Source organism: Frigoribacterium sp. PvP032 (assembly GCF_017833035.1).
In the GTDB taxonomy this organism is placed as follows: domain Bacteria; phylum Actinomycetota; class Actinomycetes; order Actinomycetales; family Microbacteriaceae; genus Frigoribacterium.
Map to the genome: position 1 here is coordinate 997981 of NZ_JAFIBM010000001.1, position 19135 is coordinate 1017115.

Annotated in this window: 15 protein-coding genes; 11 read left to right on the forward strand and 4 right to left on the reverse strand. The window is 73.3% G+C overall.

Annotated elements, in window-relative coordinates; genetic code table 11:
* The first annotated feature begins 62 nt into the window (after positions 1 to 62).
* From JOE35_RS04600 to JOE35_RS04630, 7 genes are all read left to right on the forward strand, one after another.
* Positions 63 to 1001, forward strand: a complete 939-nt coding sequence (locus JOE35_RS04600) for a helix-turn-helix transcriptional regulator (protein WP_209560058.1) — start codon at positions 63 to 65, stop codon at positions 999 to 1001.
* Complete coding sequence (locus tag JOE35_RS04605; RefSeq protein ID WP_209560059.1) at positions 998 to 1966, forward strand: aldo/keto reductase; 969 nt, start codon at positions 998 to 1000, stop codon at positions 1964 to 1966. The genes JOE35_RS04600 and JOE35_RS04605 overlap by 4 nt, the downstream gene beginning before the upstream one ends.
* Positions 1960 to 3357, forward strand: coding sequence for an MFS transporter (locus JOE35_RS04610; RefSeq protein WP_209560060.1), 1398 nt, complete (start codon positions 1960 to 1962; stop codon positions 3355 to 3357). Before JOE35_RS04605 ends, JOE35_RS04610 begins: the two co-directional genes overlap by 7 nt.
* Positions 3358 to 3446: 89 nt before the next feature.
* Positions 3447 to 3863: a VOC family protein gene (locus tag JOE35_RS04615; protein WP_209560061.1), complete on the forward strand. Its 417-nt coding sequence runs from the start codon at positions 3447 to 3449 to the stop codon at positions 3861 to 3863.
* An 83-nt stretch (positions 3864 to 3946) separates the two neighbouring features.
* Positions 3947 to 4426 (forward strand): nucleoside deaminase, encoded by a 480-nt coding sequence (locus JOE35_RS04620; RefSeq protein WP_209560062.1) that lies wholly within the window; start codon positions 3947 to 3949, stop codon positions 4424 to 4426.
* Between the two features lie 270 nt (positions 4427 to 4696).
* Positions 4697 to 5107 carry a translesion error-prone DNA polymerase V autoproteolytic subunit gene (locus JOE35_RS15490; protein ID WP_307803120.1) on the forward strand — a complete coding sequence of 137 codons (411 nt, stop codon included), beginning with the start codon at positions 4697 to 4699 and terminating at the stop codon, positions 5105 to 5107.
* Entirely contained in the window at positions 5100 to 6416 is a 1317-nt protein-coding gene (locus JOE35_RS04630; protein WP_209560064.1) for a Y-family DNA polymerase, read from the forward strand. Before JOE35_RS15490 ends, JOE35_RS04630 begins: the two co-directional genes overlap by 8 nt.
* A gap of 332 nt (positions 6417 to 6748) precedes the next feature.
* Here the strand turns inward: JOE35_RS04630 and JOE35_RS04635 are convergent, their stop codons facing one another.
* Both JOE35_RS04635 and JOE35_RS04640 read right to left on the reverse strand, forming a co-directional pair.
* Positions 6749 to 7117 carry a hypothetical protein gene (locus JOE35_RS04635; RefSeq protein WP_209560065.1) on the reverse strand — a complete coding sequence of 123 codons (369 nt, stop codon included), beginning with the start codon at positions 7115 to 7117 and terminating at the stop codon, positions 6749 to 6751.
* Positions 7118 to 7473: 356 nt separating this feature from the next.
* Positions 7474 to 12213 carry an Ig-like domain-containing protein gene (locus tag JOE35_RS04640; protein WP_209560066.1) on the reverse strand — a complete coding sequence of 1580 codons (4740 nt, stop codon included), beginning with the start codon at positions 12211 to 12213 and terminating at the stop codon, positions 7474 to 7476.
* A gap of 236 nt (positions 12214 to 12449) precedes the next feature.
* Between JOE35_RS04640 and JOE35_RS04645 the strand changes: the two genes are divergently transcribed.
* Positions 12450 to 13193 carry a hypothetical protein gene (locus JOE35_RS04645; protein ID WP_209560067.1) on the forward strand — a complete coding sequence of 248 codons (744 nt, stop codon included), beginning with the start codon at positions 12450 to 12452 and terminating at the stop codon, positions 13191 to 13193.
* A gap of 250 nt (positions 13194 to 13443) precedes the next feature.
* Complete coding sequence (locus JOE35_RS04650) at positions 13444 to 13827, forward strand: cupin domain-containing protein (protein WP_209560068.1); 384 nt, start codon at positions 13444 to 13446, stop codon at positions 13825 to 13827.
* A gap of 34 nt (positions 13828 to 13861) precedes the next feature.
* Here JOE35_RS04650 and JOE35_RS04655 read toward each other — a convergent pair whose 3' ends face one another.
* Positions 13862 to 14533: a TetR/AcrR family transcriptional regulator gene (locus JOE35_RS04655; RefSeq protein ID WP_209560069.1), complete on the reverse strand. Its 672-nt coding sequence runs from the start codon at positions 14531 to 14533 to the stop codon at positions 13862 to 13864.
* 95 nt (positions 14534 to 14628) lie between these two features.
* On the opposite strand from JOE35_RS04655, the gene JOE35_RS04660 reads away from it, so the two are divergent.
* Both JOE35_RS04660 and JOE35_RS04665 read left to right on the forward strand, forming a co-directional pair.
* Positions 14629 to 16149 (forward strand): MFS transporter, encoded by a 1521-nt coding sequence (locus JOE35_RS04660; protein WP_209560070.1) that lies wholly within the window; start codon positions 14629 to 14631, stop codon positions 16147 to 16149.
* A gap of 103 nt (positions 16150 to 16252) precedes the next feature.
* Positions 16253 to 16846 carry a TetR/AcrR family transcriptional regulator gene (locus JOE35_RS04665; RefSeq protein ID WP_209560071.1) on the forward strand — a complete coding sequence of 198 codons (594 nt, stop codon included), beginning with the start codon at positions 16253 to 16255 and terminating at the stop codon, positions 16844 to 16846.
* A gap of 176 nt (positions 16847 to 17022) precedes the next feature.
* Here the strand turns inward: JOE35_RS04665 and JOE35_RS04670 are convergent, their stop codons facing one another.
* Positions 17023 to 19119: a glycogen debranching N-terminal domain-containing protein gene (locus JOE35_RS04670; RefSeq protein ID WP_209560072.1), complete on the reverse strand. Its 2097-nt coding sequence runs from the start codon at positions 19117 to 19119 to the stop codon at positions 17023 to 17025.
* Positions 19120 to 19135 lie beyond the last annotated feature (16 nt).

Here is a 19135-nt window from a genome sequence, read left to right on the forward strand (position 1 = left end):
CTGGGCCGGGGTGCCCCACCGGAGCACCCATCCGGCCGCCCCGGCGTCGTACGGTCGATGCCATGGACAACAAGAGCGAGGTGCGGGACTTCCTCACCACGAGGCGAGCCCGTGTGACGCCCGAGAAGGTCGAGCTGCCCGGCGGCCCCGGCCGCCGGGTGCCGGGCCTGCGACGGACCGAGGTGGCGATGCTCGCCGGCGTCAGCGTCGAGTACTACTCGCGGCTCGAACGCGGCGACCTCGGGGGCGTCTCGGAGGCGGTGCTCGAGGCGATCGGCAGCGCGCTGCTGCTCGACGACGCCGAGCGGTCGCACCTGGGCGACCTCGCCGGTGCAGCCAACGAGTCGCCCGTCCGCAGCCGCTCGCGGGCACGCTCGCGGCCGTCGGGCATCTCGCGTGCCCTGCAGCTCGCCCTCGACTCGGTGACGGCCGGCCCGGCCTTCGTCCGGAACGGACGGATGGACGTGCTCGGCGAGAACGCGCTGTTCCGCGCCCTCTACTCCGACCTCTACGCGCTCCCCGACCGCCCCGTCAACCTGGCCCGCTTCGTGTTCCTGCACCGTGAGCTGGCGGAGGCCTTCTACCCGTCCTGGTCGATCGCCGCCGACATCAACGTGGCCATCCTCCGCACCGAGGCAGGGCGCGATCCCCACGACAAGGCGCTGCACGACCTCGTCGGCGAGCTCTCGACGCGCAGCGACGAGTTCCGCGCCCGCTGGGGCGCGCACGAGGTCCGGCACCACGCGTCGGGCAACAAGTCGTTCCGGCACCCGGTCGTCGGCGACCTCGAGCTCGTCTACGAGGCCATGGAGCCGATGGGGCAGCGGGGGCTCAACTTCTTGATCTACAGCGCCGAGCCGGGCTCGCCGACCGAGGAGCGCCTCCGCCTCCTCGCCAGCTGGGGCGCGACCCCCGCCACCCGGGAGGCGCGGGAGACCAGGCAGACCGCCGGCCGGCACCCGAGGAACGACGACGCACGACGAGAGGACACCCCCCGATGAAGTACGGACGACTCGGCACCACGGGCCTGCGCGTCAGCAGGATCGGCCTCGGCTGCATGAGCTACGGCGACCCCACGAGGGGCCTGCACACCTGGACCCTCGACGAGGAGGCCTCCGCGCCCTTCTTCCGCCAGGCGGTCGAGCTCGGCGTGACGTTCTGGGACACCGCGAACGTCTACCAGCAGGGCACCGGCGAGGAGTTCGTCGGGCGCGCCGTGCGCGAGTACTCGCGGCGCGAGGAGATCGTGCTCGCCACCAAGGTCAGCGGCAGGGTGCACGACGGGCCCGGCGGCTCGGGGCTGTCGCGGGCGGCGATCCTCGAGCAGGTCGACGCGTCGCTGCGGCGCCTCGGCACGGACTACGTCGACCTGTACCAGATCCACCGTTTCGACGACGAGACGCCGGTCGAGGAGACGATGGAGGCGCTTCACGACCTCGTGCGTGCCGGCAAGGTCCGGTACACGGGTGCGTCGAGCATGTTCGCGTGGCAGTTCGCGAAGCTGCAGACGGCTGCCGCCGTGCACGGCTGGACACCGTTCGCGTCGATGCAGGACCAGTACAACCTCCTGAAGCGCGAGGAGGAGCGGGAGATGATCCCGCTCTGCGCCGACCTCGGCGTCGGGCTCGTCCCGTACTCGCCGCAGGGCAAGGGGCGGCTGACGAGGCCGCGCGAGGTGACGACCGACCGCTCGGCCGTCGACGAGGTCGCCAAGGCGTTCGACACCGACGACGACGGCCCGATCATCGACGCCGTCGAGCAGGTCGCCGCCGAGCACGAGGTGTCGATGGCGCAGGTCGCGGTGGCCTGGGTGCTGCGGAACCCGGTGGTCTCGGCCCCGATCGTCGGCGCGACCAAGCCGCACCACCTCGCCGACGCCGTGGGCGCGCTCGAGGTCGAGCTCACCGACGACGACGTCCGCCGCCTCGAGGAGCACTACGTGCCGCAGGCGCCCTTCTGGTGGTGACAGGGGAGGGGACCCCGAGCGACGGCGGTCAGCGGCCGGCCGGGTCTGCCCCGGCCGCGGCGCGACGTGCTCTCTTCCTGGCGTCGCTCGCGTTCTTCCTGACCACCCTCGACATCCTCATCGTCAACGTCGCGCTCACCCGGATCGGCGACGAGCTGGGCGGCGGCCCCACGGCACAGCAGTGGGTGATCGACGGCTACACGCTGATGTTCGCGGCGCTGCTGCTGTCGGCCGGCAACCTGTCCGACCGGATCGGCGCGAAGCGCACCCTCGGCGTCGGCATCCTGCTCTTCCTGCTGTCGTCGATCGCGTGTGCGGCCGCGCCGACGGTCGGCGCGCTGATCGCGGCCCGGTTCGTCCAGGGCGTCGCTGCGGCGGCGATGCTGCCCGCGTCGATGGCCCTGATCCGCGAGGCGTTCCCCGACGCCCGCCAGCGGGCCCGCGCCCTGGGGATCTGGGCCGTGGGCGGCGCCGTCGCGACCGCGGTCGGCCCGCTCCTCGGCGGGCTGCTCACGACGGTCGACTGGCGGCTCGTCTTCTTGATTAACCTGCCCGTCTGCGTCCTGATGCTCGTGCTCCTCCGAGCGGTCGCGCCGTCGTCGACGGTGTCGACGCCGTTCGACGGCGCAGGCCAGGTGCTGTCGCTGGTCGCCCTCGTCGCCCTGATGTACGGGCTGATCGAAGGAGGCGCGGCGGGCTTCGCCGAGCCGGTGGTCGTCGCGGCGCTCGCCGTCGGCGTCGTCGGGGTGGCCGCGTTCCTCGTCGTGCAGTCGCGCGTCGCGCACCCGATGATGCCGCCGGTGCTGTTCCGCAGCCGCGAGATGCGGATCTCGCTCGGGGTCGGCTTCGCGTTCATGGTCGGCAACTTCGGCTCGGTCTACGTGGTCAGCCTGTACCTGCAACAGCACCTGGGGCTGTCGCCGCTGCTCGCCGGGCTGGTCTTCCTGCCGTCCGCGGCGTTCGCCGTGGCCGGGAACATCGTCAGCGGCGGCCTCTCGAACCGCTTCGGGCCGAGGGTGCCGGTGGCGGCGGGTCTGACCTCGATGGCCGTCGGCCTCCTCGCCATGGCGGCCACCGCCTCCCTCGGCTCGCCCTGGCTGTTCGCCGGGCTGCTCGTCTTGACGGGCCTGGGCGGCTCGGTCGCGATGCCGCCCGTGACGTCGGTCGTGCTGGCCTCGGCGCCGGCCGAGCGCGCGAGCACGGCGAGCGCGGTCTTCAACACGTTCCGGCAGGTCGGCGGGGCCGTGGCGATCGCCGTGCTGGGCGGCCTGCTGGCCGGGGCGTCGTCGTTCGTGCCGGGGCTGCAGGTCAGCTTCGTCGTCGCGGCCGGCGTCGTCGTGGTGGCCGCCGGGGCCGCGCTGTTCATCCGGCAGCGGCCCGAGCACGCCTGACGCACGCCTGACGCGTGCCTGACGCGCGCCTGGCGCGTCCGGGACGTTGGCCCCTTGACGGCAGGTCTGCCCGGGACGAGTGTGTGCGCATGACCCTCTTCATCAGCTGCCCCGTCGCGGACGTCGAGCGCGCGACCGCCTTCTACGCCGCGCTCGGCTGGGAGCTGCAGGCGGCGATGTCGGGCCCCCAGTCGTCGTGCTTCGCGATCGCGCCCGAGCAGAACGTCATGCTGACGAGCCGTGCGATGTACGAGAGCGTCGGCGGCGTCGAGGAGCTGATCGGCGGGCCCGACACCCCCTCGAAGGTCACGGTCTCGTACGACCTGCCCAGCAAGGAGGCGGTGGACGAGCTGGTCGAGCGCGCCGCGGCCGCAGGCGGTCGCGTCGGCGACACCGACGACTATCCCTTCATGTACCAGCGCCAGTTCGACGACCTCGACGGGTACCACTATTCGCCGTTCTGGATGAAGCCCGACGCCGAGGCGGACGCGACCGTTCCTGCGTAGCTACCCACCGCCTCCTAGGGGCGTGGCCTGCTGGCCGGGGTCTGTCTGGGCACCTCCGAGCCCACGGGGTGCACTCTCGGGGCATGACCGAACGAGACGACACCTTCACCGCCCTCACCGTCCAGCGCGCCCAGGAGAACGTGGACGCCGGGGGCAAGCCCTTCGCGTGCCTCCTCGTCCGTGACGGCGAGGTCGTCGTCGAGGCGAGCAACCACGTCGCCCAGACCGGCGACCCGACCGCGCACGCGGAGATCCTCGCCATCCGCCAGGCCGCCGAGCAGGGCATCACCGACCTGCGCGGGTTCGACGCCTACGTGACGGCGTACCCCTGCCCCATGTGCCTCGGCGCGCTCTACTACGCGCAGCCCGACCGCGTGATCTACGCGGTGAGCCGCGAGGAGGAGGCGGAGCACTACGAGGACGGCAACCGTCTGATGAGCCTCGCGACCTTCTACGACGAGTACGCGAAGGCCCCCGAGGAGCGCGCGCTGGCGGCCGAGCAGGGTCATGTCGAGGGGGCGACGGCGCCGTTCGCGGACTGGACCGCCCGGCACTCGTCGTGACGCCTCCTCGGAGTCTCCTCATTCAGGAACACGAGTCCTGATCTGCGCGAGAGGGGGACGCCTGGTCCTGAATCGTGCACGGTTCAGGACCGTGTCCCTGCCAGTTCCTGAAACAACGAGCAGATGCTCGCGCGCCAGGGTGGCCTGAGCACGAGCCAAGGCGTGAGCGACCGGCGGTCCGCGAAACCGCCGTCGTGGCAGTGTCGGCGGCCGGTGCTACCGTCCGGGCATGACGTGGGAGGAGCGACCGTGACCGAGGTCATCGGCGCGGTGGGCGGCGAAGCACGGCCCGACCACCTCCTCCCTCAGCAGGCTGCCGAGGCCGTGCACGCTGGGTTCCCCTCGCCCGCGCAGGGGTACTACAACGGTCCCGTCGACCTCAACCGGCACCTGATGCGCGACCCGACGGCGACGTTCCTCGTGCGCGTCAGCGGCGACAGCATGACGGGGGCCGGCATCTTCGACGGCGACGAGCTCGTGGTCGACCGCGGCCTCGACGCGCACGACGGCCACGTCGTCGTCGCGGTCGTCAACGCCGAGCTGACCGTCAAGCGCCTGTCGTGGCGTGACGGGCAGATGGTGCTCAGCCCCGAGAACCCGGCCTACCCCGAGATCGTGCTGTCCGAGCTCGACGAGGCGACGATCTGGGGCGTCGTGACGAGGTGCCTGCACCGTGTCTGAGCCTGTCGCCGCTGCAGCTGGTGCGTCGGGCCGCAGCATCGCGATCGTCGACGCCAACAACTTCTACGTCTCGTGCGAGCGCGTCTTCAACCCGGCCCTCGAGGGGCGGCCCGTGGTCGTCCTGTCGAACAACGACGGTTGCGTCATCGCCCGGTCAGAAGAGGCGAAGGCCCTGAACGTCGACATGGCCGCTCCGTGGCACAGCATCGCCCCGATCGCCGAGATGCAGGGCGTCGTGGCCGTCTCGAGCAACTACGAGCTCTACGGCGACATGTCCGCCCGGTCGGCCGAGGTCCTCAGCCGCTACACGAGCAGCCAGGAGGTCTACTCGATCGACGAGTCGTTCATCGAGCTGACCGGCACGCTCGACGAGACGATCCGGCAGGCACGCGAGATCCGCCGGGCCGTCCGCAAGCTGATCGGGCTGCCCGTCAGCATCGGCATCGCCCCGACGAAGACCCTGGCGAAGCTCGCCAACCGCGGCTCGAAGCGGGCACCCGCACTGGGAGGCGTCTGTCACCTGGGCAGCTACGCCCCCGACCGGCAGACCGCCATCCTCGCGAGCGTCGACGTGGGCGACGTCTGGGGCATCGGACGTCGCACGGCGAAGAAGCTCGCGCCGCTCGGGGTGCACACCGCGGCCGACCTCCGCGACGCCGACGCGGCGCGGATCCGTGCGCGGTTCGGCGTCGTGCAGGCGCGGGTCGTGCACGAGCTGCGCGGGGTCGACTGCCTCCCCATCGAGGAGGTCCAGCCCGAGCGGGAGCAGATCTACCACTCGCGGTCGTTCGCCGTGCCCGTCACCACGGTGACCGAGCTCGAGGAGGTCCTGTCCGTCTACACGCAGCGTGCTGCGGCCCGGCTGCGGAGACAGGGCTCGCTCACGCGGATGATGCGCTGCTTCGCCGCGACCTCCCCGTTCTCCGACAGCGCCGCGCACACGAACCACTCGGTGTCGGTGGCGTTCCCCGAGCCCACCGACGACGCGGCGACCCTGTCCCGGGCGGCGATCGCCGCGCTCGGCCCGCAGCTCGAGGCCGGCAAGCGCTACGTCCGGGCCGGTGTCACCCTGATGGAGCTCACCCCGCGTGACGAGCACGCGAGCCTCGACGTCTTCGACCTCGAGGGCGCGGCGCCTCCGGCCTACGGCGCGGTCATCGACCGCATCGCCGGCAAGTTCGGAGAAGACACGCTGGGGCTCGGCGTCGCCGGGCTCCGTCACCGCCGAGGCTGGTCGATGAAGCGCGACATGGTCTCGCCCCGGGCGACCACCCACTGGGACGAGCTCGCCACAGTCAAGGCGAACTGACCCCCCTCAGCGGCTGAGGCCCGTCACCGGCTGAGCCGCACAGCCCGACCACCGGCAGGCCGACCGGCCCGTGTCAGCTCAGCGGCTGAGCCTGAGCACCGGCGGCACGACTGGCCCGTGTCAGCGCAGCGGCTGAGCCTGAGCACCGGCGGCACGACCGGCCCGAGCGCCTCCTCCGCGTGTCCGCGCTGCGGAGTCGGCGGGTCACAGTGGTCTCCGGCGGGTCGTCGTTCGATGCCGGCGGGTTCCCGTCGCCGGCGGCGGGTCAGCGCCCGCCCGCCGCCGGCGACGGGAACCCGCCGCATGCTCGGTTCGAGCGCGAGCGGGTGGGCTCAGCGGCGCGAGGCGTCGGGGCCGTCGGGTGTGTCGCCGTCGACAGGAGGCGTCTCGTCCGATCGGCCACCGTCCGCCGAGGCAGCTGCAGCTGCAGCTGCAGTCGATGCGGGGGGCGCAGGAGGTGCGGGTGCAGCCGGTGCCGCGGCAGCCGTACCGGTGCCCCCCTCGGCGAGGAGTGTCTCGAGGTGCAGCTCGCGCTCCCGGCTGAACACGGTGAGGGCCCGCGTGGCCACGAGCAGCAGTCGCACCAGCAGCACCGCGAGCACGATCCCCAGCCCGAGCAGCGCCACCGCGGCGAGCGTCGTGAGGATCGACATGAAGCTGGGTCCGTAGTCGTAGGCGACCATCGGTTCTTCGTAGGACATGCCGCTGACGCTAGGGCCGATCGTCTCGGCACCGCGCCCCCACGATCGAGGGGAGCCACGCCTCCTGCCCGGTCCCTTCACCCGTCGACGCCGCACTCGTGTTCTCGGTCCGGCGGGTTCCCGTGGCCGCCGGCGGGTCAGCGCTCACCCGCCGTGGCCTACGCGAACCCGCCGCACGCACCAGCAACCCGCCGACAGGGACAGGAACCCGCCGCGGGCGACGGGAACCCGCCGCACGCAGCAGCGACCCGCCGAGCCCGTGCGCACGGCAGCACCCGCAGACGACGAAGGAGGCGCACGGCATGTGCCGTGCGCCTCCTCAGCTCACCGGGTCGGGCAGCTCAGTGCCCCGCAGCTCAGTGCCGGCGTGCAGGCTTCCGGCGGCGGACCACCAGCAGGCTGCCACCCGCGACCAGCAGCAGCACCGCGATGCTGGCGGGCACCGCCAGCTCCGTGCCGGTGAAGGCGAGGCTGCCGCCGCCGGGTGCGGTGACGACCACGCCGCCTCCCTCGGCTGCCGGGGTCACGGCGATGCCGGGCGTGGCGGGCACCGGTGCGGCGGGCACCGTCACGGCCAGCTCGGCGGTCGAGCGGCTGCCGTCCTCGTCGGCGACCGAGTAGGTGACGGTCGCCGTGCCGGAGAACGTCGCCTCGGGGGTGAAGGTGATCGTGCCGTCGGTGCCCACCTCGAAGGTGCCGGTGCCGGGGACCGTCACCGACGAGACGAGCTCACCGGTGGCCGGGTCGACGAGCTGCACCGAGCGCGGGTCGAGCGCGGTCGAGCCGGAGCTGTCGTTGCCCGTCACCGTGACGGTCACGGGGGTGCCCGGGGTGGTCGAGCGGCGGTCGTCCAGCGCCGTCGGGGGAGTGCCCACCGTCACGGTGATAGTCGAGCGGGCGGTGCCGCCGTCGACGTCGCTGATGACGTAGGGCACGGTCACCGTGCCGGTGTAGGCGGCCTCGGGGGCGAAGGTGATCCTTCCCGTCGTGGTGTCCACGGTGAAGGTCCCGGTGCCGGCGATCGTCACGACCGTGACCGGCGAGCCGGTCCCGTCGAGCAGCCGGACGGACGTCGGGGCCAGCGGGGTGCCGGCGTTGCCGGGCGCGTCGTTCCCCGCGGGGTCGATCGTCACGGGGGTCTGGGCGGGCGTCTGCGCGCTGTCCGGGGCGGCCGTCGGGACGACCGAGGTGACGGTGACCACGACGGTGGCCGTCGCGGTCAGCCCGCGTGCGTCGGCGACCTGGTAGGTGACCGGTGCCGTGGTGCCGACGAAGGCCTGGGCCGGCGTCAAGACGACCGAGCCCTTCGCGGCGCCGATCCGCAGCACTCCGACACCCGGCAGGGTGAGGGTCTTCCCGCCGTCGGCCAGCACGGCTCCGGCCGGCTGGCCGGTCGTCGTGAACACGACCGAGGTCGGGTCGAGGGCCGCGCCGCCGCGGACGCCTGCGGCGTCGTTGGCGAGGAGGTCGATCGTGACCGGCGTGTTCTGCGGCGTGCTCGCCTGGTCGTCGGCGGCACGAGGGGCGACCGGGGTCACCGTGACCGTCGCGACGGCGGTGCTCGTGGCTCCTCCGGCGTCGGCGATCCGGTAGGTGACCGGAGTCGTGGTCCCGGCGAAGCCGTCGACCGGTGTGAAGGTGGCGACGCCCGACGTGCGGTCGACGGCCCAGACGCCCTCGGACGGGACGGTCAGCTTCCGGCCCCCGTCGGAGACGACGGAGTCCTTCGGCTGGCCCGCGGAGGTGAAGACCACCTTGCTGGGGTCGATCGCCGTGCCGCCCGCGACGCCGGGGGCGTCGTTCTGCGGCAGGTCGAGGGCCACCGCGGTGTTCTGCGGCGTGCTGGCCGTGTCGTCCTTGGCCTTCGGCCCGACCTCGCTCACCGTGACGGTGAGGGTCGCCGTGGTCGTGCTGCCGTCGACGTCGGAGACGCCGTAGTCGACCGGCGACGCCGTGCCGCGGAGGCCCGCGACGGGGGTGAAGGTGATCGCCCCGGTGGCCGGGTCGATCGTGTAGGTGCCCTGGTCGGCGACCGTGAGGGTGCGGCCGTCGGTCGAGACGACGGCCCCTGCGGGCTGGCCCTTGGAGGGGAACACGACCGAGGTCGGCTCGATCGGCGTCCGGCCGTTGCCGCCGCGGTCGTTCCCGACCACGTCGACCGTCACCGGGGTGCCCTGACGGGTCTCGGCCGTGTCGTCGGTCGCGGTCGGCGTGACGGGCGCCACGGTCACCGTGATGCTGCCGGTGCCCTGGGCGCCGCCCGTGTCGGCGACCTGGTAGACGACGGGGCTCGTCGTGCCGGTGGCGCCCTGGGCAGGCGTGTAGGTGACCTTCCCGGTGGCCGGGTCGGCCGTCCAGGTGCCCTGGCCGGGGACGGTCAGGGTGCGGCCGTCGTCCGAGACCGTCGCGCCGGTGGGCTGGCCGGCGGTCGGGAAGACCACGGTGGTCGGGTCGAGCGGGGTGCCGCCCTCGACGCCGGGGGCGTCGTTCGAGGTCACGTCGATCAGGACGGGCGTGTTCTGGCTCGTCGCGTCCTTGTCGTCGGCGGGCGCAGGGCCCACCGGGGTCACGGTGACCGTGATGGTCGTCACCGACTGGGCGCCGTCGCTGTCCGCGACCCAGTAGCTGATCGGGGTGGCCTCGCCGCGGAACGCGGGCTCGGGCGTGAACGTGACCTCGCCCGTCTTCGCGTCGATCTCGTAGACGCCCTGGTCGGGGACGGTCAGCGTGCGGCCGTCCTCCGACACGGTGGCGTCGGCGGGCTGCCCGGGGGTCGTGAACGACACGGTGGTCGGGTCGATCGGGGTCTGCGAGTTGCCGGCCTCGTCGTTGTCGAGCACGTCGACGACGACGGGGCGGCCCTGCGTGGTGGTCGGGCGGTCGGGCACGGCCGTCGGGGCGACCGTGTTCACGGTCACTTCGACGGTGGCGGTGTCCGTCAGGCCGCTGGTGTCCGACACCTGGTAGGTGACGACCTCCACGGGGCCGGCGTAGGCGGGCGCCGGGGTGAAGGTCACGACGCCGGTGGCGGGGTCGGCCCGGTAGGTGCCCTGGCCGGCGACGGTCGCGGTGCGGCCGTCGCTCGAGATCGTGACCCCGGCGGGCTGGCCCGCTGCGGGGAACACGACGGTCGTCGGGTCGATCGGGGTGCCGCCGGTCACGCCGGGGGCGTCGTTGGCGGTCACGTCGACCGTGACGGGAGCGTTCTGGCCGGTCGTCGCGATGTCGTCCGTGGCGCGGGGGGCGACGGCGGTGACCGAGACGGAGATCGGAGCCGAGGAGGCGGTGCCGTCGGTGTCGAGGGCGCGGTACGTCACCGGGGCGGCATCCCCGCGGAACGCCGGGTCGGGCGTGAAGGTGACCCCGCCGGTGGTGGCCGACGCGGTCCAGGTGCCCTCGCCGGGCACGGTCAGCGTGCGTCCGTCGTCCGAGATGACCGCGCCGGCCGGCTGGTCGGCCGCGGGGAAGGTCAGGGAGGTGCGGTCGATGCGGCCTCGGTCGTTGTCGAGCACGTCGATCTCGACGGCGGCGCCCTGGCTGGTCGTCGCGGCGTCCGCGACGGCGGTGCCGGCGAAGGCGACGGTGATCGCGGCCGAGCCGCGCTTGCCGCGGACGTCGTCGACGGTGTAGCCCACCTTGGTCGGGTCCCCGACGAGGCCGTCGGCGGGGGTGAAGGTCACGCGCCCCGTGGTCGCGTCGACCGTCCAGGTGCCCTCTCCGGGGACGACGAGGGGGCGGCCGTCGCTCGAGAGCTGTGCGCCGGTGACGCCGGGCGCGAGCAGGCGCACGGTCGTGGCGTCGAGGTCGCCGGAGTCGTTCGCGAGCACGTCGACGGTGACCGGGCGGCCCTCGGCGTTGCCGCGCGACGTGTCGTCCTGGGCGGTCGGGCCCGCGAGCGGGTTGGTGAACTCGCACTTCACGTTGCTGCCGTTGGCCGACGGCACGGTGAAGGCGGCGGTGCTGCCCTTGCCCTCCGACACGACGGCGCCGGTCCCGATGTCCGTGCACCGGTACTCCGTCGCGTAGTCCGCCGTCTTCGTCTTGTCGTTGGCGGGCGTCTGCGTCGCCGTGTACGACTGGCCCGGCAGCAGGATGACGGGGCCGGCGGTCGCCGACGTGTCCTTGTCGACCGTGCTCGCGGTGGCCGGCTTCGGGATGTCCCCGCCGCCGACGGCGACGGTGAACTGGTCGTCCGCGTCGTGGCGCCCCTCGGAGAGCGTCGTCGACGCCTGGCCGGTGGAGGGGTACTGGCGCGTGCCCATGTCGGTCAGCGTGACCGAGGGGGTGCGACGGTCGAGGATCGCCCCCGTGACGGGGTTGACCTTGAGGAAGCTGGCGCCGCTGCTCCCCGAGATGTAGAGGTAGCCGTCGTCGGCGAAGGCGAGCGACGTGAGCGCGGCGGGCGGGGTGATGACCGGGCCCACGGGGATCGCGGTGGCGGTGGTCGTCGTCCCGCTGAGGTCGGCCGCGTCGACGCGGTAGATCTGTGCGTTGCCGGCGCTGCTCGAGATGAAGTACATGTTGCCGAGGCGGTCGAAGGCGAGGTCGCCGTTGCCGCCGGGAGGCGTCAGCGCCGTCACCGTGATCGCCGTCGCGGCGATCTTGTTCCCGTCCGGGTCGTAGCTGGTGAACGAGAACTTGTCGCCCGAGCCCGTCACGAACCCGCCGAACCAGTACTTGTCCGTCCGGGGGTCGACGCCGCCCATCTGGTTGGCCACCGTGGCGCCGGTCGAGCGGGCGGTGGTCTCCCAGGCGGTGCCCGGCGCCGTCGCCGACGCCGTGTACTCGTACACGTTCGTCCCGTTGGTCATCAGCAGCTTGTCGCCGTCGTTCGTGAAGCCGAGCTGGTTGAGGCCGGTCGCGCCGGTCGGCTCGGTGAGGACCGTGGTCGCCGTGCCGGTCGTCCGGTCGATCGACACGACCGAGGAGGAGCCGGACACGGTCCCGTAGATCGCCGCGGTCGAGAACTTCTCGGCCGCAGAGGCCATCTGGGGCGCGAGCAGGGCGGAGCCGCCGGCGACGAGCGCGACGACGCAGCCGCCTGCCAGCAGTCTGAGGTGGGGGCGCGCTGATCGAGCGCGGTGCTTGGTGGGCACGGCGGAGCCTTTCGTCGGGTGGGGTGCGAGGCGACGGGGGGATCACCGAGCCGTCAGAGTCAAGCGCCCCCGATCCCCGAGATCGGTCGCCGGTCCTCATATGTGCCGTCAAGTGGGGTACCCCGACGCGGTCAGGACGAGTTCGTCACTCGTTCTGCGGACAGCGCAGGAGGCGCGGGTGCGCTCTGCGGACCACTCGCGTCGACACAGGCGGCCGACCGGGTACGGTCGCGGACATGGTGGCGACGGAGCTGGGGCGGTGGGTCCTGCGCCCTCTGCTGCGCCTCCGGCTGGCCTGGTTCCGGCACCTCGTCCGCGGCGGGATCTTCCCGCCCGCCCCGTCGGCAGCGGATCGGCAGGCGGCGGCCGACGCACGAGCGGACCCGTCGGCCGACCGGGTCGGCTGGCTCGGCAGCCCGGCCGCGGCCCGCTTCGGGGTGCTGCACGAGGACCTCAGCACCCTCGCTCGCGTCGCCGCACTGGTCGAGGCGCACCGTGCCCGGCCCCTGGTCTGGATCGAGGCCGGGTCCGGTCTGCTGACCGTCCGCGACGCGGCGGACGACGAGTCGACGGCGCTCGCCGACGTCGACGTGACGATCGTCGCCCTCGGATTCAGCGACGTCCTCCTGATGACCTCGACCGCGGCCTGGACACGTGATCTCGACCGCCTCCTCGACCGCGCACGCCGGCCCGGACGCGTGCTCAGCCCCGTGATCGTGGGCGGCGTCCCGCCGATGGACCGGTTCACCGAGACCGCGTGGATGGGCCGGGAGCTCATCCGTGCCCAGGCCGCGCGGCTGGACGCGGCGACCGCCAAGCTCGTGCGCCGCCGCGGCGACTGCGTCTTCGTGCGCTTCCCCGACCTCGACGCGGGAGCCGCGCAGGTGCGCGGCCGCCTCTGGTCGTGGGCGCGGGTGCACCAGCTCTGGGCCGCGGCCCTCGCGCCCGAGCTCGCGCGCCTCCTCGACGAGGACGCCTAGCCCGCCCCCCGCTACCCCGATCCGCACTCGCCGAGATCTCGTCGAGGGCGGGTCGCCGCGGACCCGCCCTCGACCCGGATCACCCGCCCTCGACCCGGATCACCCGCCCTCGACCCGGATCACCCGCCCTCGACCCGGATCACCCGCCCTCGACCCGGATCACCCGCCCTCGAGCTGTTGACCGGGTGCGTGCACGGCTGCGGCTGCGGGTACGGGCGACCGGGCTGGGCCCGCACGGCAGGATGTCCCCATGACGAACATCGCCGGCATCGACCTCGCCCACGAGCTGAGCCAGGTCGAGGCGCACTGGACCCCGCGGGTCGTGGGGCAGGTGAACGACCAGTACGTGAAGGTCGCGAAGCTGCTCGGCGAGCTCGTCTGGCACGCCCACGACGCCGAGGACGAGATGTTCCTCGTCGTCTCGGGCCGCCTCCGCATCCAGCTGCCGGACGACCAGGAGGTGGTGCTCGGCCCCGGACAGTTCCACGTCGTCCCGCGGGGGGTGCAGCACAACCCGATCGCCGACGAGGAGGTGGAAATCGTCCTGGTCGAGACGGTCACGACCGCGCACACCGGCGACGTCGTCGTCGAGGGGACGGTCCCGATCGAGCGCCAGCTCGGCGCCTCCCGCTGACCGCTGACCGCGGAGCGCAGGCCGGCGTACCGGCTTACGGCGCGGGGTCGGCGGGCGGCCGCAGCCCGACGGCGGGCAGCACCACGCCGTCGATCAGCCCGAGCAGGAAAGCCCGGTCGACCGGCTGCTTCATGATGATGGTGCGGTAGGCCACCATCGACGGCGACAGGAGCGCGAGGTTGTCGACGTCGACGTCGGCCGGGATCTCGCCCCGGTCGATGGCCCGCTGCAGCAGCCGTCGGTTGACCTCGACCCGGGGCCGGACGATCGCCGTGTTCACGGCCGCCGCGAGCTCCGGGTTGTCGGCGAGCAGCGAGACGATGCCGGCCATGACCCTGAGCTTCTTCTCGTTGTCCTGCATCGAGTGCGGCCTGATCATCGCGACGAGGTCGCCACGCAGCGTGCCCGTGTCGGGGAGCTCCGCCACGCTGCCGGGGCCTGGGGCCGCCTTCATGCAGGCGACCGCGTCGATGACGAGGTCGCTCTTCGACGCCCACCGGCGGTAGACCGTGGCCTTGCCGGCCTTCGCCCTCGTGGCCACCATCTCGATCGTCATGCCGTCGTAGCCGGTCTCGGCGAGCACGTCGATCGCGGCCTGGAGGATGTCGGCGTCGCGGGAGGGGTCGCGCCGGCGGCCCAGCTTGGGGGCGCCCGTCTCGGGCTCGGCGGACGTCTCGACCTCGACTGCCGTGTCGTCCTGCGTCATCGCTCCGCGCCTCCTTCGTCGGCTGACCCATCCTAGGCCGACAGTTCCGAAACTAGGTAGTTCCGAAACTGGCGCGGACCGTATAGAGTCCCCGCATGACCCAGACCTCACCTGTCACGAGCGGCCCTCCCGCCGTGGCGTCGCACCGCTGGTGGACCCTCACCACGGTCGCCCTGGCCCAGCTGATGGTGGTGCTCGACTCGACCGTCGTGAACATCGCCCTGCCCAGCGCGCAGGCCGACCTCGGCTTCTCGGACGGCGACCGGCAGTGGGTCGTCACCGCCTACTCCCTCGCCTTCGGCAGCCTCCTCCTGCTCGGCGGCCGTCTCTCCGACCTCATGGGCCGCAAGCGCACCTTCGTGATCGGCCTGATCGGCTTCGCCGTCGCCTCGGCGCTCGGCGGCGCCGCGGGCAGCTTCGGCACGCTCGTCGCCGCCAGGGCCCTGCAGGGCGCGTTCGGCGCGCTGCTCGCCCCGACGGCGCTCGCCGTCCTCACGACCACCTTCACGATCCCGAAGGAGCGTGCGCGCGCCTTCGGCGTCTTCGGCGCGATCGCCGGGGCAGGAGGCGCGCTCGGCCTGCTGCTCGGAGGCGTCCTCACCGAGAACGCCGACTGGCGCTGGAACCTCTACATCAACGTCGTCATCGCGATCGTCGCCGTCGTGGGGGCCGTGCTGTTCCTGCACACCGTGCCGCGTCAGGGCCCGCGTCCGAAGCTCGACGTGCCCGGGACGGTCCTCGTCTCGGCGGCGCTCTTCTCGCTCGTCTACGGCTTCTCGAACGCCGAGTCCGAGGGCTGGGGCTCGCCGCTCACCTGGGGTTTCCTCGCCGCCTCCGGCGTCCTGCTCGTCGCGTTCGTCCTGTGGCAGCGCCGCGCGGCGCACGCCCTGCTGCCGCTCAGCGTCGTCCTCGACCGCAACCGCGGCGCCGCCTACCTGTCGGTGACGATCGCGGGGGCCGGCATGTTCGGCATCTTCCTCTTCGTCACGTACTACCTGCAGACGTCGCTCGCCTACACGCCGATCCAGACGGGCGTCTCGTTCCTGCCCATGATCGGCATGCTGATCCTGGCCGCGCAGCTGTCGACGAACATATTCGTGCCGCGGTTCGGGCCGAAGGCCATGGTGCCGTTCGGCATGCTCCTCGGCGCGGCGGGGATGTTGTACCTGACCCGTCTCGGGCTCGACAGCACCTACGCCCGCGACGTGCTGCCCGCGCTGATGGTGCTGGGCTTCGGCATGGGCTCGATCATGCCGGCGTCGATCCAGACGGCGACCCTCGGCGTCGACCGAGGGCACGCAGGAGTCGCCTCCGCGATGGTCAACACGGGCCAGCAGGTAGGCGGCTCGATCGGCACCGCGCTGCTCAACACCCTCGCGGCCACGGCCACGACGGGCTACCTCGCGGCGCACCTGCCGACCGACGCCCGCACGGCGGCCGAGGCCGCCGTGCACGGCTACTCGACGGCGTACTCGTGGGGCGCGGGCTTCTTCCTGCTCGGCGCCGTGCTCGCCGTCACGTTGTTCCGCACCCAGGCCGACACGCGTGCCCGGGCCGAGGCGGCCGCGGGCGTGCGTGCGGGCTCGCCGGCCCCCGAGCCGGTCGTCGCGCACTAGCCCCGCCGGCCCCGACGCACGGAGCCCCCGCCGACCGCCGCGAGACGACGGTCGACGGGGGCTCTCCCGTGTCCGGCGGACCGCACCGGATAGCCTTGGCCGCATGGCACGTCGGGGTCCGTACGCGAAGGGCGTGGCCAAGCGTGAGGAGATCCTCCGGACGGCCCTCGAGGTCGTCGACCGGAACGGGATGCGGGGCACCTCGGTGCGCGAGCTCGCCGACGCCGTCGACCTGACCCAGGCGGGCCTGCTGCACCACTTCGGCAGCAAGGAGGCGTTGTTCCTCGCCATCCTCACGGTGCGTGACGACGAGGACGCCGAGCGCGCGACGGGGCTCGACGTCATCGACCAGTTCCTGCTGGTCATCCGGCGCAACGCGCGGACACCGGGCATGGTGCAGCTGTTCACGAGCCTGTCCGCGGCCGCTACCAGCGATCCGGCGCACCCGGCGCACGCCTGGTTCGCCGAGCGCTACGTCCGCTTCCGCACCCTGCTGACCGAGACCATGCGCGAGCGCCAGGCCCGCGGCGAGCTGCCCGACGACGTCGACGTCGAGAAGCTCGCCGCCGTGATGATGGCGGTCAGCGACGGCATGCAGCTGCAGTGGATGCTCGACCCGTCGACCGACATGGCCGCCCACGTCCGGCTCGTCTGGGAGCTCGCCCTCGGGAGCGCACCGCGGATCACCGCGAGCTGAGCTGGCCGGCAGCTGGAGTCGGCGGGTCGCCGTAGCCCGCGGCGGGCCGTCGTGCGAAGTCGGCGGGTTCCCGTGGCCCGCGGTGGGTGGGCGCTGACCCGCCGCGGACGACGGGAACCCGCCGAACTCGCCGCACAGAGCGGAACTGCACAGCGAAGGAGGCGGGGGTCGCGTGCCTAGGAGTCGCCGCCGCCGGCGGCGGCGCCGCACGCGCACTCGCGCGACGTCGCGGCCCACACGGCGACGGCCGCTGCCGCGGCCCACGCCTGCGGCCGGCACGACGCCGGGTACGGCACCGGCGCGGGCACGTCGGCCGCGGCGTCGCCCCCGTGCAGCTCGGGCATGCGGTAGCCGAACCACGGTGCCGCAGCGAGGAGTCCCTCGGACAGCAGCCGCGCCTCCTCGTGGTGGTGGGTCGCGGCGAGGCCGCCGATCGCGACGGCGGTGTCGTGGGTCCAGACGGTGCCGAGGTGGTAGCCGAGCGGCCAGAAGCCGGCCGCGTCCGAGCTGAGGGTGCGCAGGCCGAAGCCGCTCGCGAGCGAGGGGTCGACGAGGCGCGCGGCGACCAGCGCCTCCTCGTCGGCGTCGAGCAGGCCGGTGCCGAGCAGGTGCCCGATGTTGCTCGTGACCGTGTCGACGGCTCTCTTGTCGGCGTCGAGTGCGACGGCGGGGAACCGGCCTCGGGCGTCCGTGACCCAGAAGCGCTCGCGGAACGCCGTCCGCAGCCGGTCGGCCCAGCCGCGCCACTCGTCGGCGCCCGGCCGGTCGAACGCGTCGAGCAGGTCGGCGCCGTGCACCGCCGCCTCGTGGGCGTACGCCTGCACCTCGCAGAGCGCGATCGGGCCCTCGGCGAGGTGGCCGTCGCTCCACTGCACGCTGTCGCCTGAGTCCTTCCAGCCCTGGTTGGACAGGCCGTGGCCGGTCTCGTCGACGTACTCGAGCAGCCCGTCGCCGTCGCTGTCGCCGTGGTCGCGCATCCAGGCGAGCGCCGCCTCGAGGTGCGGCAGCAGCGCACGCACCCCGTCGTCCGGCAGGCCTGCCCGCCACGCGTCGTGCAGCAGGCAGACCCAGAGCGCCGTCGCGTCGACCGTGCCGTAGTAGAGGGGAGCGAGCGTCACTCCCTCGCCGTGGATCTCGAGCGGACGCTGCCGCAGCTCGTGCATGATCTTGCCGGGCTGCTCGGCGCTCGCCGCGACCTCCGTCGTGCCCTGCAGACCGGCGAGCACGCGCAGGGTGCCGGCCGCGACGCCCAGGCCGACGCGGAGGTCAGGGTCGAGCGGCATGGCCAGGCGGGCGGCCCAGAGCGAGTCGCGGCCGAAGAGGGTGAAGAACCAGGGGGCGCCCGCCGCGAAGAACACGTCGTCGGGCCGGTCGGTCGTCGTCATGCGCAGCGCCGACAGGTCGCCGAGGGCCTGGTCGAGCCAGCGGGCCAGCCTGTCGTCCTGCGGTGCGGGGTCGAGCGCTCGCCAGCGCTGGACCTCCTCGACGCCCGCCACGACCGCACCGTCGAGCACGGTCGAGAGGGCGAGCCCGGCCGACGCGGAGCCCCTGGCCGGCACGCGCAGCCGCCAGGTCAGCCGCAGCTCGTCACCGTCGTTGCCCGCGGCGACCTCGCCGCCGTCATCGGAGCCCTCACCGTCGCGGGCGCCCTCGCCGGCCCTGGCGACCTGCACCGCGCCTCCCGCGCCCGTCGTCGTCAGCGTCGTCACCGCGTCACCACCGGACCAGGAGGCGCGCCCCCCGTCGACCTGCAGCTCACGCGGCGGCACGGCCGGCAGCCCCGCCTTCACCTCGTCCATCGACGACGCGTCGGGCCGCACCGTGACGGTCAGCACGACGTCGAGCTCGCGAGCCAGGCGCGACGTCACCGTGAGCGTCTCGCTGACCCCGCCGGTGCCGACCTCGCGCAGCAGCGACAGCCGCACGTCCGGGTCGGCCCCGTGGTCGTCGAGGCCGCGCAGCAGCGACTCGAACCGGATCGAGGAGGCGCCCAGCGGCACCGACGCGATCGTCTCGACCCTGCTGCCCGCGACCTCGACCCGGTGCCCGCGCAGCACGCGGGTGTCGCCGGCCCAGACGCCGTGGATCGCGGCGGCGCCCATCGCGCCGGTCGCGTCGGACCAGGCCTGGGCGGGCGCCTTGAGCACCACCGTCTCGGCGGCGAGGAACGGCTGGAGCGGCTGGAGCGGCTCGGCCGCGAGGGCCGCGGCAGACGTGCTGGCGGCGGTGCCGACGTCGACGGTGGTCGTGGGTCGTGACGTGGTGTCGGTCATGACGGGAGGGGTCCTT

Coding starts and splice junctions, on each gene's coding strand:
- JOE35_RS04650 (WP_209560068.1), top strand. CDS start 13,444: ATGACGAACATCGCCGGCATCGACCTCGCCCACGAGCTGAGCCAGGTC.
- JOE35_RS04645 (WP_209560067.1), top strand. CDS start 12,450: ATGGTGGCGACGGAGCTGGGGCGGTGGGTCCTGCGCCCTCTGCTGCGC.
- JOE35_RS04615 (WP_209560061.1), top strand. CDS start 3,447: ATGACCCTCTTCATCAGCTGCCCCGTCGCGGACGTCGAGCGCGCGACC.
- JOE35_RS04620 (WP_209560062.1), top strand. CDS start 3,947: ATGACCGAACGAGACGACACCTTCACCGCCCTCACCGTCCAGCGCGCC.
- JOE35_RS04635 (WP_209560065.1), bottom strand. CDS start 7,117: ATGTCCTACGAAGAACCGATGGTCGCCTACGACTACGGACCCAGCTTC.
- JOE35_RS04600 (WP_209560058.1), top strand. CDS start 63: ATGGACAACAAGAGCGAGGTGCGGGACTTCCTCACCACGAGGCGAGCC.
- JOE35_RS04605 (WP_209560059.1), top strand. CDS start 998: ATGAAGTACGGACGACTCGGCACCACGGGCCTGCGCGTCAGCAGGATC.
- JOE35_RS04655 (WP_209560069.1), bottom strand. CDS start 14,533: ATGACGCAGGACGACACGGCAGTCGAGGTCGAGACGTCCGCCGAGCCC.
- JOE35_RS04670 (WP_209560072.1), bottom strand. CDS start 19,119: ATGACCGACACCACGTCACGACCCACGACCACCGTCGACGTCGGCACC.
- JOE35_RS04660 (WP_209560070.1), top strand. CDS start 14,629: ATGACCCAGACCTCACCTGTCACGAGCGGCCCTCCCGCCGTGGCGTCG.
- JOE35_RS04665 (WP_209560071.1), top strand. CDS start 16,253: ATGGCACGTCGGGGTCCGTACGCGAAGGGCGTGGCCAAGCGTGAGGAG.